This window comes from Bacillus sp. FSL K6-3458, assembly GCF_038005045.1.
In the GTDB taxonomy this organism is placed as follows: domain Bacteria; phylum Bacillota; class Bacilli; order Bacillales; family Bacillaceae; genus Bacillus; species Bacillus altitudinis.
Map to the genome: position 1 here is coordinate 2,174,911 of NZ_JBBOSI010000001.1, position 16,690 is coordinate 2,191,600.

The 16,690-nt window shown below is 42.8% G+C and carries 9 protein-coding genes; 8 read left to right on the forward strand and 1 reads right to left on the reverse strand.

The window, feature by feature from the left end; translation table 11 throughout:
- Positions 1-87: 87 nt before the first annotated feature.
- Positions 88-4,659, forward strand: coding sequence for a glutamate synthase large subunit (gltB, locus tag MHH23_RS11695; RefSeq protein ID WP_138825896.1), 4,572 nt, complete (start codon positions 88-90; stop codon positions 4,657-4,659).
- A 16-nt stretch (positions 4,660-4,675) separates the two neighbouring features.
- Positions 4,676-6,160, forward strand: a complete 1,485-nt coding sequence (gene gltD, locus MHH23_RS11700) for a glutamate synthase small subunit (protein ID WP_268431757.1) — start codon at positions 4,676-4,678, stop codon at positions 6,158-6,160.
- Between the two features lie 63 nt (positions 6,161-6,223).
- Here the strand turns inward: gltD and MHH23_RS11705 are convergent, their stop codons facing one another.
- The gene (locus MHH23_RS11705; RefSeq protein WP_017367412.1) at positions 6,224-7,426 is read right to left on the reverse strand and encodes a nitrate/nitrite transporter; all 1,203 of its coding nucleotides are present in this window, start codon (positions 7,424-7,426) and stop codon (positions 6,224-6,226) included.
- Positions 7,427-7,595: 169 nt separating this feature from the next.
- Here MHH23_RS11705 and nirB (MHH23_RS11710) point away from each other — a divergent pair, with 169 nt between their 5' ends.
- The 6 genes from nirB (MHH23_RS11710) (at position 7,596) to MHH23_RS11735 (ending at position 16,679) form a co-directional block, all read left to right on the forward strand.
- Positions 7,596-9,857 (forward strand): nitrite reductase large subunit NirB, encoded by a 2,262-nt coding sequence (gene nirB / locus MHH23_RS11710; RefSeq protein WP_268431755.1) that lies wholly within the window; start codon positions 7,596-7,598, stop codon positions 9,855-9,857.
- Positions 9,854-11,992, forward strand: coding sequence for an assimilatory nitrate reductase catalytic subunit NasC (gene nasC, locus MHH23_RS11715; RefSeq protein ID WP_268431754.1), 2,139 nt, complete (start codon positions 9,854-9,856; stop codon positions 11,990-11,992). The genes nirB (MHH23_RS11710) and nasC overlap by 4 nt, the downstream gene beginning before the upstream one ends.
- An 89-nt stretch (positions 11,993-12,081) precedes the next feature.
- A complete protein-coding gene (gene nirB / locus MHH23_RS11720; protein ID WP_268431753.1) occupies positions 12,082-14,493 on the forward strand; it encodes a nitrite reductase large subunit NirB in 2,412 nt (803 codons plus the stop codon).
- A gap of 23 nt (positions 14,494-14,516) precedes the next feature.
- Positions 14,517-14,840: a nitrite reductase small subunit NirD gene (gene nirD, locus MHH23_RS11725; protein ID WP_008346593.1), complete on the forward strand. Its 324-nt coding sequence runs from the start codon at positions 14,517-14,519 to the stop codon at positions 14,838-14,840.
- Between the two features lie 66 nt (positions 14,841-14,906).
- Positions 14,907-15,599, forward strand: coding sequence for a DUF421 domain-containing protein (locus MHH23_RS11730; protein WP_024718337.1), 693 nt, complete (start codon positions 14,907-14,909; stop codon positions 15,597-15,599).
- 99 nt (positions 15,600-15,698) lie between these two features.
- Entirely contained in the window at positions 15,699-16,679 is a 981-nt protein-coding gene (locus MHH23_RS11735; protein ID WP_268431751.1) for a pectinesterase family protein, read from the forward strand.
- Positions 16,680-16,690: the final 11 nt, after the last annotated feature.

The following is a 16,690-nucleotide window of genomic DNA, read 5'->3' on the forward strand; positions in this document are numbered from 1 at the left end:
TTAATTTGAAAACTTAAAATAAGTTACAGAGTTTGTGAGATTTTATTACTGTGAAAAAACGGATCTTTTAAACGGGGGAGAGAAACGATGACTTATAATCAACTACCACAACCACAAGGTCTCTACCGTCCTGAATTTGAACATGATGCATGTGGAATCGGACTGTACGCCCATTTAAAAGGGGAGGCGACACATAGCATCGTCAAAAAGGGATTGCAAATGCTGTGCCAGCTTGATCACCGCGGCGGGCAAGGCAGTGATCCGTATACAGGTGATGGTGCCGGATTAATGGTACAACTGCCAGACGCTTTTTTTAGAAAGAACTGTCAAGACTTTGCACTTCCTGAAAAGGGCCGTTACGGGGTAGGAATGGTGTTCTTTTCAAAAGATGATGATGCCAAAACGCGTCAAGCGATCGAACAAAAGATCAACGGCTTCATTAAACAAGAAGGACAAACATTAATTGGCTGGAGAACGGTCCCTGTTGATGCTGGGAAAATTGGAACGGTTGCAGCGAAGAGCTGTCCGGTTGTCCGGCAAGTGTTCATCGGAGCAAACGACAACGTAACAGACCGTTTGTCATTTGAACGAAAATTATACGTCATCCGCAAGCAGGCTGAAAACTGGGGAACAGCAGAGGAAAAACAATTTTACTTTGTCAGTCTGTCTAGTCAAACCATTGTATATAAGGGGCTTTTAACATCAGATCAAGTTGATGCTTTTTATCTTGATCTACAGGATGAAACATTTGTTTCTGCATTTTCACTCGTTCACTCAAGATTTAGTACAAATACATTCCCGACATGGGAACGAGCGCATCCAAACCGTTACTTAATTCATAACGGAGAAATCAACACATTAAGAGGAAACATCAATTGGATGAGAGCAAGAGAACAACAATTCGTGTCTGAAGCCTTCGGAGAAGATCTAGACAAGATTTTGCCAGTGCTGAATGCAGACGGAAGTGATTCATCCATTTTAGACAATGCCTTTGAATTTTTCGTGCTTGCAGGGCGTACTCCTGCTCATACAGCGATGATGCTGATTCCTGAGCCGTGGACGGAGAATACGCACATGTCTAAAGAGAAACGGGCATTTTATGAATACCATAGTTCGTTAATGGAGCCGTGGGATGGTCCGACAGCGATTTCGTTTACGGATGGTAAACAAATCGGCGCCATCTTAGATCGGAACGGATTAAGACCCGCGAGATACTACGTGACAAATGACGATCATATCATTTTCTCATCTGAGGTCGGCGTCATTGACACAAATGAAGAAGATGTGAAGTATAAAGATCGTCTTGAACCAGGTAAAATGCTGTTAATCGATTTAGAAGAAGGACGCATTATTTCGGATGAAGAAGTGAAATCTTCGATTGCGAATGAACTTCCTTATCAAAAATGGCTCGATGAAGAAATGGTTCACGTCAATCGCTCTGAAGAAAATTCAGAAAATTCTAGTATCATGAGTGATTTGTTAACGCGTCAGCGTGCTTTCCATTATACGTACGAAGACATTCAAAAGTATTTAATTCCTTTACTCGAAGAAGGAAAGGACCCAATTGGCTCAATGGGAAGTGATACACCGCTTGCTGTGTTATCAGATCGTGCACAGTCGCTGTTTTCTTATTTCAAACAGCTGTTTGCTCAAGTTACGAATCCGCCGATTGATGCCATTCGTGAGCAGCTTGTTACATCGACCATGACTTGGTTAGGTGCAGAAGGAGATATTTTACATCCAAATGAATATTCATGCCGAAGAATTAAACTTTATACACCTGTTTTAACAAGCGGGCAGTTCAACGGCTTGAAAACAATTGTTCATAACGCCTTTAAAAGCAAAACGATTCATACACTTTTCACTGATGACCTAAAACGAGGTCTTGATGCGATGTTTGAAGAGGCAGAAAAAGCCATTCGTGAAGGGGTATCTTTACTAATTCTTTCCGATCGTGACATGACGGAAGAAAAAGTGCCGATTCCACCACTTCTTGCATTGAGTGCACTTCATCAGCATCTTGTGCGTCAAGGCTTACGAACAAAGGTGAGCTTAATCGTCGAATCTGGAGAAGTAAGAGAGGTTCATCATTTTGCCGCACTGATTGGCTACGGTGCAGATGCGATCCATCCGTACCTCGTTTACGAAACATACAAACAGCTTATTGCTGAAGAAGCGATTGCGATTAGCTTTGATGAGGCTGTCACAAAGTTTGGGAAAAGTGTGACTGAGGGCGTCGTTAAAGTAATGTCTAAAGTGGGAATTTCCACTGTCCAAAGCTATCGAGGCGCACAAATTTTTGAAGCAGTCGGCATTAGTGAAGATGTCATCCAGGCGTATTTCACAGGAACAGCTTCACAGCTAGGCGGTATTGATCTTGACACCATTGCAAGTGAAGCAAAGCTTCGTCATGAGGCTGGGTATCAGGCATCAACAGATCAAACGCTAGAATCAGGCAGTGAGTTCCAGTGGAGAAAAAATGGAGAGCATCATGCCTTTAACCCAAAAACCATTCATACCCTTCAGTGGGCATGCCGCAACGAAGATTATGATCTATTTAAGCAATATACGAAGGCGGCGGATGAAGAACGAATTGGTTTCCTTAGAAATCTATTTGCTTTTCGTTCAAAACAAAAGCCAGTTCGTCTAGAAGAAGTTGAATCTGCTGAATCCATTGTACGCCGCTTTAAGACAGGTGCGATGTCATTTGGTTCACTAAGTAAAGAAGCGCATGAAGCACTAGCGATTGCGATGAACCGAATTGGCGGCAAAAGCAACAGCGGAGAAGGCGGGGAAGACCCTGCACGCTTCACAGTAGATGAGCACGGGGATGATCGCAGAAGTGCGATTAAACAGATTGCTTCTGGCCGCTTTGGCGTGAAAAGTCATTATTTAGTCAATGCAGATGAACTGCAAATTAAAATGGCGCAAGGTGCAAAGCCGGGAGAAGGCGGACAGCTGCCAGGAAATAAAGTATATCCTTGGGTCGCAGACGTACGTGGTTCTACGCCAGGTGTTGGCCTAATCTCACCACCGCCTCACCATGATATTTATTCAATCGAGGATTTGGCTCAATTGATCCATGATTTGAAAAATGCAAACCGTGATGCACGCATCAGTGTCAAGCTAGTTTCTAAAGCTGGCGTTGGTACGATTGCAGCAGGTGTAGCAAAAGGGACAGCGGATGTCATCGTAATTAGTGGATATGATGGCGGTACTGGAGCTTCTCCGAAAACAAGTATTAAACATACAGGACTTCCTTGGGAGCTTGGATTGGCAGAAGCGCATCAAACCCTTGTCTTAAACGGCCTTCGAGAGCGAGTCGTTCTTGAGACGGATGGCAAATTAATGACAGGACGCGACGTTGTCATGGCTGCGATTTTAGGAGCAGAAGAATACGGCTTTGCGACAGCTCCACTTGTCGTATTAGGATGCGTCATGATGAGAGCATGTCATTTAGATACTTGCCCAGTCGGTGTCGCTACTCAAAACCCGGAACTTCGCAAAAAATTCATGGGTGACCCTGATCACATTGTCAACTTCATGATGTTTATTGCAGAGGAAGTAAGAGAAATTTTAGCTGAGCTTGGCTTTACATCAATGGATGAATTGATAGGGCGTACGGATGTTTTATCAGTAAGTGAAAGAGCAAAAGCACACTGGAAAGCAGGACAGCTGAACCTTGAAACCCTGCTTTATCAGCCAGAGGGACCACGCACATTCAGAACGCCGCAAAATCATAAAATTGATGAATCACTGGATATGAATGAGATTCTCCCTTATGTACAGGAAGCGCTCGATCATCAAACACCGGTTGATCTGTCACTAAACATTCGCAACATTCACCGTGTAGCTGGAACGATTACGGGCAGTGAAGTGTCTAAGCGCTACGGAGAAGAAGGTCTGCCAGAGGATACGATCACACTTCGGTTCACTGGTTCAGCTGGACAAAGCTTCGGCGCATTTGTTCCAAAGGGGATGTCTTTATATTTAACAGGTGACTCAAATGACTATATCGGCAAAGGACTCTCTGGAGGCAAAATTGCTGTCAAAACATCTGATCACTTTGTACAAAATGGACATGAGAACGTGATTGTCGGTAACGTTGCATTTTACGGCGCGACAAGCGGAAAAGCGTATATTAACGGTCGTGCAGGTGAACGATTTGCCGTTCGTAATTCAGGTGTCAATGTGGTCGTTGAAGGAATCGGTGATCACGGCTGTGAATACATGACTGGCGGACGTGTTGTCATTTTAGGTGACGTTGGGAAGAACTTTGGCGCAGGGATGTCTGGCGGTATCGCTTATGTGCATACATCCGATGCAAAACAGTTCAAAAGAATGTGTAACATGGAAATGATCATGTTTGAAAAACTCACAGATCACGAAGAAGAACAAGAAGTGAAGCAAATGATTCAGGAACACCTTGATTATACAAACAGCTCAAAAGCAGCAGCACTTTTAGAGAACTGGGCACAAGAAAAGAATCAATTCATTAAGATCATTCCGAGAAATTACAAAATGATGCTTCAAAGCATTGAGGAACAAAAACAAGCAGGCCTCAGCCACGAGGAAGCTGTTATGTTCGCATTTGAAGCAAACACAAAACCGAAAAATAAAGAAACGGCAAACGGGCAAAAAGCAGCCGTCGCTCATTAAGAAAGGGGAGAGGACAATGGGCAAAGCAACAGGTTTTATGGATTATAAAAGAGAAAAGCCAAATGAACGTGACCCTCTCACTCGTCAAAATGACTGGAAAGAATATTCAGCTCCTTATACAGATGAGGTATTGAAACAGCAGGGTGCTAGATGTATGGATTGCGGAACACCGTTTTGTCAAATTGGGATGGAGATCAGGGGCGGCGTTTCTGGCTGCCCGATCTACAATTTAATTCCAGAATGGAACGACCTTGTCTACCGGGGCAGATGGAAAGAAGCGCTTGAAAGACTACAAAAAACGAACAATTTCCCTGAATTTACTGGAAGAGTATGTCCAGCACCTTGTGAAGGCTCATGTACCGTCGCGATCAATGATCCAGCAGTATCGATTAAAAATATCGAACGGACGATCATTGATAAAGGATTTGAAAATGGCTGGATTACACCAAGAATTCCTTCAAGTCGTACAGGGAAAAAGATCGCCATTGTCGGATCAGGACCAGCAGGACTGGCAAGTGCAGACCAACTAAACCAAGCAGGACACGCTGTAACCGTGTTTGAACGATCTGATCGTCTAGGCGGACTGCTCACTTATGGTATTCCGAATATGAAGCTCGACAAAGAAGTCGTTGAGCGCAGAGTCAAACTTTTAAGACAAGAAGGCATTGACTTTGTGACCAATACAGAAATTGGTGTGGATATCACGGCTGATGAACTGAAAGAGCAATTTGATGCGGTCATCCTTTGTACAGGTGCACAAAAGCAGCGTGACCTGTTAATTGAAGGCAGGGAAGCAAAAGGGATTCACCTGGCAATGGATTATTTAACACTCGCAACAAAAAGCATGCTTGATTCAGGATTCAAAGATAAAAACTTTATTGACGCAAAAGGGAAAGACGTCATTGTGATTGGCGGAGGAGATACAGGCGCTGACTGCGTCGCAACTGCACTTCGCCAAAAAGCAAAAAGTGTTGTTCAATTCGGAAAGCATCCAAAGCTTCCAGATACACGTGAAGGGGATAACATGTGGCCAGAACAGCCTTATGTCTTCTCTCTAGATTATGCTTACGAAGAAGCACAAGCAAAATTTGGAGAAGACCCGCGCCAATATTCGATTCAAACCACAAAGATTGTGGCTGATAAAAATGGGAAGTTAAAAGAGCTTCATACCATTCAAATGGAAAAGGTGAAAAACGAGCAAGGGAAGTTTGAATTTCATGAGATTCCAGGAACAGAGAAGGTATGGCCAGCTCAGCTAGTCTTTATTGCGATTGGTTTTGAGGGAACTGAACAGCCACTAGTGAAACACTTTGGCGTGGACAGCAAAAACAATCGGATTGACGCAAAATATGGGGAATATACAACGAATGTAGAAGGCGTATTTGCAGCGGGAGATGCAAGACGCGGTCAAAGCTTAATTGTCTGGGCAATTAACGAAGGCAGACAAGTGGCGCACGAGGTAGACCGTTATTTAATGGGGAGTTCGGTTCTGCCAAAATAGGTCAAACAAAGGGTGTTTACCATATATAGAGAAAAGCCATGACCAAAGAGTGGTCATGGCTTTTTATGATTCAGACATGGTTGGCTGGATAATGACTTTTTTACGTTTGAACTGGGATACAACCAAACAGAGGAAGACAGCAAGAACAAAAAGAGAAATGGTCAAAAAGCCAAACGTATAGGAGCCCGTCATTTCTTTTAAACTGCCAAGAACGTTTGGTAAAAAGAATCCCCCAATGCCGCCTGCAGCCCCTACAATTCCAGTCACAATCCCAATTTCCTTATGAAACACTTGCGGCACAAGCTGGAACACCGCCCCATTCCCCATACCAAGACACATCATTCCGACAAATAAAAGCGCAATGACCACTGGTAAAGCAGGTAGACTACTCACTGCCCCTAAACAGATACCAATCAAAGCAAATAAACCGAGCAGTACTTTCATCCCGCCAATTTTATCGGCAATCAAACCGCCAACTGGCCGAAAGAAGCTGCCTGCCGCCACGCAAAGCGTCACAAAATCACCGGCATGAATTTTCGAAATCGCATATTGGTCCACAAAGAAAATACTCAAGAAACTTGAAAGGCCGACAAAACCACCGAATGTAATTGCATAAAGAAGACAGAAAAACCACGTTGTCTTTACTTTAAAGACTGAAAAATAGGACCGAAGCGGCTGAGGGGCCGGCTGGTTTGGTGCATCTTTTGCTGTGAAAATAAAAAACAAAAAGACGAAACTTAAAGGAATAAGAGCGAGCCCCATCACTGTATGCCAGCCATACATCTCCGCAAGCCTTGGTCCAAAGAGTGTCGAGATCAGTGTTCCGCTGTTTCCGGCGCCGGCAATTCCCATCGCTACCCCTTGTAAATGAGGAGGATACCAGCGGCTTGCCATCGGTAAAGCGACCGCAAAACTCGCACCTGCAACCCCTAATAAAATCCCGATCAGTACTAGCTCTGAAAGGGTTGTACCACCGAAAAACCCCCATATAAGCGGAATGGTGGTCAAAATCATGCCCATCATCGCTGTTTTTTTAGGTCCCATTCGGTCTGTTAATAGGCCTAGCACAATTCGAAAAAAAGATCCGGATAAAATCGGAATGGCTACAATCATGCCTTTTTCTATTGTCGATAAGGCAAAATCTTGTGCAATAAAAGCACCGAGTGCCCCCAGCAAAACCCAAATCATGAAACTCACGTCAAAATATAAAAATGAACCAAACAATGTCTTAGGATGACCACTAGAAGTCAATTCTGAGAGTTTCACAAAACCCCTCCTTTATTTTGAATTTTCTGACTCAAAGATAGCGAGTTGATAGAAGGAATGGAAGTGTTGTGTTAGAAAAAATGACATGGATAAACACTTTTTTACAAATGTGTGCCATAATCTAGGCAAACATTGCTTTGGCGCAAAAAGCTAGAAAGGTTGATCTCACATGGCAAAACGTAAACTCGTGTTTATCGGAAACGGCATGGCGAGTATGAAATGTATCGAACATATCGTAAAGAAACAGCCAGAACGCTATTCCATCACAATCATTGGAAAAGAGAAGCACCCGGCCTACAACCGAATAAAACTTTCGTCAGTTTTACAAAAAAGTGAATCGTTATCTCAAATTGAACTAAAGCCAAAAGAATGGTACACCAAACATGACATCACCATCCAAACAGGCGAAGCAGTTGTCCACATCGATACAAAGCGTCAATTGCTCATGACAGAAGCACGCCGGAAAATCCCGTATGACAAACTAGTTATCGCCACAGGCTCATCGCCTCATTTTCTGCCTATACAAGGCGTATCCAAAAAAGGGGTCTATGCTTTTCGTACGATTGACGATTATGAGGCCATTTACGCTGATTCTTTTCGCTATGAGCGTGCAGCAGTCATTGGAGGTGGTGTACTTGGTGTGGAAGTGGCCGCTGGTTTACAGATCGCTGGACTGAAGGCAACCTTGATTCATCACACGGATTGGCTTATGCAACGCCAATTAGATGAAACAGCTGCAGGGCTTTTGTCTCAACAATTAAGTCGCAAGGGGATTCAGGTAAAAACAAATGCTCATACGATTGCATGTTTAGGAAACGAGAGAGTAGAAGGCGTTCTGTTAAAAAGTGGAGATATCGTGGATGCTGATCTCGTGGTTTTCACAACGGGGGTCCGTCCGAATATAGAGCTTGCAAAACAGCACGGCATTCATACAAGAAAAGCCATTGTTGTAAATGATGTCATGCAGACAAACGTTGAGAATATTTATGCTATTGGAGAATGTGCAGAGCATAAGGGGATGGTGCACGGTCTTGTGCAGCCTATTTATGAACAAGCAAACGTGCTTGCGAATCATTTATTAGATGAACTGGTCACGAATTTACCTCCTGCCATTTATTCAACAAAATTGAAAGCAAATGACATATCTATTTATTCTGCTGGCAGTATTGTAAACCGATCCCCCTCCGCTTCAGTGGTGACTTACTTAGATGAAGAACAAGAAGTATATAAAAAACTAGTGTTTGAACATGATGTGCTCACAGGCGTTGTATTAGTTGGTCAACTTGAGAGAGCTGAGCAGCTTTTGCAGGATGTAAAAGTGGGGCGTGATAAAAGCGTAGTCATGAAATCACTGAATGAAGAGCAGATATCCCCTTTAGATTCATTAAAAGCAGAGGATCTCATCTGCCAATGCCATACGGTGACGAAGGGAGCAATATTCAAAAGCATATCGGTCCATCAGCTGACAAATTTAGAAGAGATAAAAAAACAGACAGGGGCCGCAACGGGCTGCGGAGGCTGTCAAGAGCTTGTTCGTGCCTGCTGCCATGTCTCATCAAATCAGCTAACGGAAGCACTGGAGACGTTTTGCTCGTGCACAAATGTAGAGAAACAGACCATTTTTTCGTATATAAAAAATCAGCAGCCGCTGAATGAAGAGCAAGTAAGAAGACAATTTAATTGGATGACAGATAACGGCTGTGACAAATGCCGAGCAGCCATTCCATACTATCTTGAGCAGTTTCAAGATCTTTTCGTAAAAGACAGCCCATCAGATCATGAGCACATACTAATGCCTCAGTTATATGGTGGCCGTCTTGATCTGACATTTTTACAGATGATAACCGGATTGTTAGAGCAAAAGCAAATTCAGCACGTAGAACTAACGGAGAATAAACGAATTCGGCTGATCGGTATTTCACAAGAGGCCGCCCATATTGTAAAAGAACATGGACACATCATGCCACAAGAAAGCAAGAGACTTTCTCATGTTCTTTCATGTGATTGTCGTCACGATCCATCTGTCACAACACTTGTCATGGAGATCGAAAGACAACTAGAAAACACGCTTTTACCTGCAGTCACATCGATTCATATCGCTGGTCCTTCCTGCATATGTCATTTCAGCCCCATCTATGACATCTGCATCAAGAAGCAGCTGGATGAATGGGACATTTATATAGGAGGCAGCATACGTCAACCTAAGGCAGGTCAGCTTTTTTATTCTGTGAGCCGAAGGGATGAGCTGATTCCTTTTTTAAAAGCACTGCTTGAAGACTATAGAAAACGTGCATATTTTCAAGAATCTATTGGAGACTGGATCCAAAAAAACGGCATCATTTCCATCCGAGAAAAATTGCTCGATGAGGAAATGAGAGAAGAGCTCTGCGAGCAATTTGAGCAAAGTAGACAAAAGGGTGTGAATGTATGAATCAATCTTTTTTACAATATGTGCAGCAAACATCAGAGCAGCAAGAGCGAAAAAGGGTGTTCCCATCTCAATGTCCGTTTTGCAGTATGCAGTGCAAAATGCAATTAGTCGAGCAGCACGCAGAAGGGCGAACACGCTACCAGACGATAGGTATTCATAATCCAACCACGTTCGGCAGGATCTGTATGAAAGGGCAGCATGCCCACCAGCACGCACTGCACAAGGAACGATTGAATCACCCCCTCATCAAAAGAAACGGTCAATTTGTCAAAGTGACTTGGCAGGAGGCACTTGACGAAATCAAAGCACGCACTCAAACCCTTCAGACGGAACATGGGTACGATGCTATCAGTGTGTATGGTAGTGCATCGATTACAAATGAAGAAGCTTATTTACTCGGAAAATTTGCAAGGGTCGCCCTTAAAACGAAATACATTGATTACAACGGAAGACTGTGTATGTCTTCAGCAGCAACAGCAGCTAACCAAACATTTGGACTTGATCGGGGTCTAACCTTTCCGCTTCGTGACATCAAGCATGCCCGGGTTTTACTATTGGTTGGAACCAATATAGCGGAATGTCAGCCGACCCTCATGCCGTACTTGGAAGAAGCTAAAAAGAACGGGGCATTTCTCATCGTGATCGATCCGCGAAAAACAGCAACAGCCAAACTAGCAGACTTACATGTCAGCTTAAGGCCTGGGTCAGATGCTGCACTCGCAAATGGAATCTTACACGTCATGCTTCATGAACAGTTACTAGACGAAGAATTTATTAAAAAACGAACATCAGGTTTTCAAGAAATGAAACAGCATATTTCACACATGTCCCTGCAAGACATTACGCAGCAAACCGGTGTATCGATGAAAGTCATTCAAAAAATAGCGAGAAAATTCGCCCGCGAAAAAACAGGCATGATTCTGACTGCAAGAGGCATTGAGCAGCAAATAGACGGGACAGCATCCGTTCGTAATTTCCTGAATATTCTGCTTGTTACTGGGAAAATTGGACGGATTGGGTGTGGCTATGGCGCGATTACTGGGCAAGGAAATGGACAGGGTGCAAGAGAGCATGGACAAAAAGCAGATCAGCTTCCTGGTTACCGTGATATCACAAACCCAGTACATAGAAAAGAAATTTCTGAAATATGGAAGATCGATGAAAAAGAACTGCCTGGAAAAGGTGTATCTGCTTTTGAAATGTTTGAAAAAATGCAGAAAGGAGAGATAAAAGCGCTCTTTTTAATGTGTTCTAATCCCGTTCAATCAGGTCCGCATGCAAGCTTTATCAAAAAAGCCATCGAGCAGCTGTCCTTTTTTGTCGCAATTGATTTATTTATCTCTGAGACGGCTGCACTCGCAGATGTTATTTTACCAGCTTCGTCATATTTAGAGGACGAAGGGACCATGACGAACATTGAAGGACGCGTTACGCTGAGAGAAGCAACCTATCCACTCAAACACCAAAGAAAGCACGATTGGCAAATCATTTGTGATATAGCAGCAGTATTAGGCAAAGGCGGCTCTTTTTCTTTTTCATCTGCAGAAGACATCTTTGAGGAATTGAGAACAGCAACGAAAGGAGCCAAAGCCGATTATTCCGGTATGACCTATGACAGGTTAAGGAAGACGCAAGGCATATTATGGCCCTGCTCTCATTTGGAAGACCGAGGAACAGAAAGACTATTTGAGCATCAATTCTCACATCCTGATCAATTAGCAAAATTTGCAGTCGTTGCACATGGACAACAGGGTGCAAAAGAACCAGTCAGTCCAGAATATCCACTCTATTTAACGACCGGCAGGGTGATGGCTCATTACCAAACGGGCGTTCAAACAAGAAAAAGCACCTCTCTTGTTGCCCGGCAGTTTGAAGCTTATGCAGAGCTTCATCCTGACACAGCCGAAGCTTACGGATTTCAGCACGGGGAGCTCGTCACCATCCAGTCAAAACGAGGAAGCGTCATCATGAGGTGCCACATAACAGATAGCATCCGAAAAGATACTGTGTTTGTTCCGTTTCACTGGAATAAACATCAATCAATTAACCTATTAATTGGTAAACAGTTAGATCCACACAGTAAAATGCCAGGTTTTAAAAATTGTCCTGTACAGCTGTCAGCCTACAAGAATTGAAAACTATGTGAGAAATTTTAACATGTATTTTCCATCTTTGTTTAGATTATGGTACTTTCTAAAAAACGATCACATGAGGGGTGTTTTTCATGAAAGAAAAACTCGTATTAGTAGGGAATGGTATGGCTGGTATCCGAACGCTCGAAAACATTTTAAAAACGGACAATGAACGATTCGACATGACTGTATTTGGAACTGAGCCGTATCCTAACTATAATCGGATTCTTTTATCGAAAGTTCTCCAAGGGGATACAAAGACAGAGGATATTACGTTAAACGATTGGAATTGGTACAAGGAACATCATATTCAGCTGTTTACAAATGAGACCATTGTGAAGATCGATCCAGACAATCAAACCGTTATGAGTGATCAAGGACGGACCGTGCATTATGACCGTTTAATTTTAGCGACAGGGTCACTCCCGTTCATCCCGCCCATTCCAGGGAGCGATAAAAAAGGGGTAACAGCTTTTCGTACATTACAAGACACAGAGGAAATGGTCAAAGCATCTATGATGTACAAAAAAGCAGCCGTCATTGGAGGCGGGCTCCTTGGACTTGAAGCCGCGCGTGGTCTATTAAACTTAGGTATGGAAGTGACCGTCATTCACCTTGGCTCTCATTTAATGGACCGTCAGCTCGATCCGGTGGCAGGTCAGCTTCTGCAAGCAGCTTTAGAAAAACAAGGCATGAGCTTTCTATTAGGAAAACAGACAAATGAGATTTTAGGAGATACAAGGGTAGAAGGGCTAACATTTTCAGATGGTTCTACATTAGAGACAGATATGGTGGTCATGGCGGCAGGAATTAAACCGAATCACAAGCTTGCCGAAACGAGCGGCATTGAAGTGAACCGGGGGATTATCGTCAATGATTTCATGGAAACAAGTGTCCCGCGGATTTACGCAGTCGGAGAATGTGTTGAACATAGAGGACAAACGTACGGTCTTGTCGCGCCATTATACGATCAAGCAAACGTGCTCGCACAGCATGTATGTGACATGTCTCCGGCGCCTTATGAAGGATCTGTACTATCGACACAGCTAAAAGTATCAGGGGTTGATGTATTTTCAGCTGGAGATTTTATCGAAAATGATGAGAAACAAGCGATTAAGATTTTTGACGAACAGCAAGGTATTTATCAAAAACTAGTCTTCCAGCAAAACCGATTAGTCGGCGCCGTCATGTTTGGAGAAACAAGCGATGGACCACGTTTATTCTCGTACATTAGAGAAGGTGTTGATATGTCAGATATGGAAAAAGTATCTGTCTTAACATCAAATGAGCTGGCGCAAGAAAACACGATTGAACAAATGGCAAACGACCATATCGTTTGCGGCTGTAATGGTGTCTCAAAAGGTCAAATAGTGGCAGCTATTCAAAAAGAAGGCCTAACGACTATACAAGAGGTCAAGCAATGTACAAGTGCTTCTCGGTCATGCGGAGGCTGTCAATCTGTTGTGGAAGAGATTTTATGGCACACTTTAGGCGATGATGCAAACCGCACTGCGCAAAAAGAAACCATCTGCGCCTGCACCACCTTATCAAGAGATGAAGTGATTCATGAAATAAAAGAGAAAGGTTTGCAGCATGTCAAAGAAGTGATGAATGTACTTGACTGGGAAACAGAAGAAGGCTGTTCAAAGTGCCGGCCTGCACTGAATTACTATTTAGGGATGATGTATCCGCTTGACTACAAAGATGAAAAAAGCTCGCGATTTGTGAATGAACGAATGCATGCCAACATCCAAAACGATGGTACCTATTCGGTCGTTCCACGTATGTACGGGGGCGTGACAAATGCTAATGACCTGAGAAAAATAGCGGATGTCGTTGACAAATATGAGATACCGCTTGTGAAAATGACTGGAGGGCAGCGAATCGACCTTTTAGGTGTCAAAAAAGAAGATTTACCAAAAGTATGGGCTGATTTAGATATGCCGTCTGGTTATGCTTACGGAAAATCATTAAGAACCGTCAAAACTTGTGTTGGAGAACAATTTTGCAGATTCGGAACGCAAGATTCCATTTCTCTTGGGATCGCACTTGAAAAGAAATTTGAAGGACTTGCCACACCGCACAAAGTCAAAATGGCCGTATCAGCCTGTCCAAGAAACTGTGCTGAATCTGGGATTAAAGATCTTGGCATCGTAGGTATCGATGGGGGATTTGAATTGTATGCTGGCGGGAATGGAGGGACACATTTACGAGCTGGAGACTTATTAATGAAAGTAAGTACAGCAGAAGAAGTAGAACAAATGGCCGCAGCCTACCTTCAATATTACAGAGAAACCGCAAATTATTTAGAGAGAACATCCGCTTGGGTTGAACGGCTTGGATTGAATCATATCCAAACGGTACTGCTAGATGACAAGAAACGTGCAGCATTAATCGAAAGAATGGACATCGCACTTTCAACTTATGAAGAACCGTGGCAAGAGATTCGAGAGAACGAAACAGAAACAAGACAATTATTTCAAAAGGCAACTGCTTCCGTCTAAATCAATTGAAGGGATGAGATCAGATGACAGTTTCAATTGTAAAAGTTCATATTGGTACAATATCAGATTTTCCATTGCAGCTAGGGAAAACAGTCGCAGCCGGTCCACTTGAATTAGCTGTTTTTCAAACCTCTAACAAGCAGTTCAAAGCCATTGAAAATCGCTGTCCTCATAAAGGCGGTGTACTAGCTGAAGGAATGGTGAGCGGAGATCATGTCTTCTGTCCAATGCATGATTGGAAAATCAATCTTTCATCAGGAAATGTTCAAGAACCAGATCATGGATGCGTGAAAACATATGAAGCATTGGTTGAGGGAGACGACGTCTTTATTTTACTGCCTTCATAAATGGTTTAGAACCTTCCTTTCCTGTACATGCTGTAAATACATGCAGTGAGAAAGGAAGGTATATGTGTGCCATTTTTTAATATTTTGATTGAACTCTTTATCGGATTTTTCGCTTTATTTTCCATTACAAAGCTATTAGGGAAAACACAATTTGCACAAATCACGCCGTTTGATTTTATTTCTGCACTGATTTTAGGGGAGATGGTCGGTAACGCCATTTTTGATCCAGAAGTCAGCGTGCTACATATCCTTTTTGCAGTTGCAGTCTGGGGCGTTTTAATCTACACAGTTGAATGGCTTTCACAAAAATTCAAATCCATTCGCGCTTTTTTAGAAGGAAGACCGACTCTTGTGATTGATAAAGGAAAGATTCACTACAATCGATTAAAGAAAAATATGCTCGATTTAAATCAGTTGCAGACGCTGATTCGAGCGAAAGGGCATTTTGCTCTTAATGAAATTGAATTTGCCATTTTGGAAACGGATGGGTCTGTGAGTGTGCTTCCGAAAATGAAATATGCACCAGCTACAGCCGAAGATGTGAACGTGAAAGGAAAAGAAGTCACATTGCCTAGAACGTTTATTATCGACGGAGAGATTCTAAGAAAAGATTTAAAGGAAGCTGGATTTGATGAAGCGTGGCTGAGAGAGCAATTGAAAAAGCAGCACATTTCCTCCTATAAAGACGTCCTATTTTGTGAATGGATTGAAAATGAAGGAATTTATGCGATGAAATATGAAAAAACATCCACAACCTAACACAGTGGATGTTTTTTTGTGTTTTTTTGTTTTATAAGTGAATAGGATCAAAAAGAATACGTCAATGAAAACGTTCACAATATAAGGGGGAGATGTGTGATGAAGTATGGAAAACGACTGCTGATGATGGTATTGGCCTTACTGCTTTTTGACTCAGCTTATGCGCAAGCAGCTGGACACAACCATCAAACAAACCGCGTGCTTATTGTCGATCAAAAAGGAAATGGGACATTTCGAACGGTTCAATCTGCCATTGATGCGATACCAGTGAACAATCAACAGCAAACGACGATATATATTAAAAATGGTGTGTATAAAGAAAAGATTCTCCTTCCGCAAAATAAGTCGTATGTGTCCTTTATTGGAGAAAATCAGTATCAGACGATTCTGACGTATGATGATACAAATGCAAGCAGCGGGAGCACAACCAATAGCTCTAGTACAATGATTCGGGCAAATCATTTTTACGCAGAAAATATCACGTTTCAAAATACAGCTGGCCGAAACGCAGGGCAGGCGGTTGCCCTTTATGTATCCGGGGACCGGGTTGTGTTTAAACACGTACGTGTTCTAGGTTATCAAGATACACTTTATGCCACAGGCACAGGGAGACAATATTATGAAGATTGCTATATCGAGGGCACGGTTGACTTCATCTTTGGTTCAGCAACGGCTGTATTTAAAAGAGCTGAAATAAAAAGTCTTGGAAATGGGTATATTACAGCGGCATCCACAACAGAAGCGCAAAAGTATGGCTACGTTTTTATTGATTCCACATTAAATAAAGGAACGGCTTCGTCTCAATCTGTGTACTTAGGCCGTCCATGGAGACCACATTCGGCTGTCACGTTCCTCCAAACAAAAATGGATGAACATATTAAAGCTGAGGGATGGCATAACTGGGAGAACAAAGACAACGAAAGAACGGCTAGATATCAAGAATATGGATCAACGGGCGCAGGGAGTCATGTGGCAAACCGGGTGAAATGGTCAACGATATTAACAAAAAACGAAGCAAGTCAAATCACCGTTCAAGCCGTGCTTAGCGGAAGCGATGGCTGGAATCCTGAAAAAAGGTAAAAGAGGCTTGT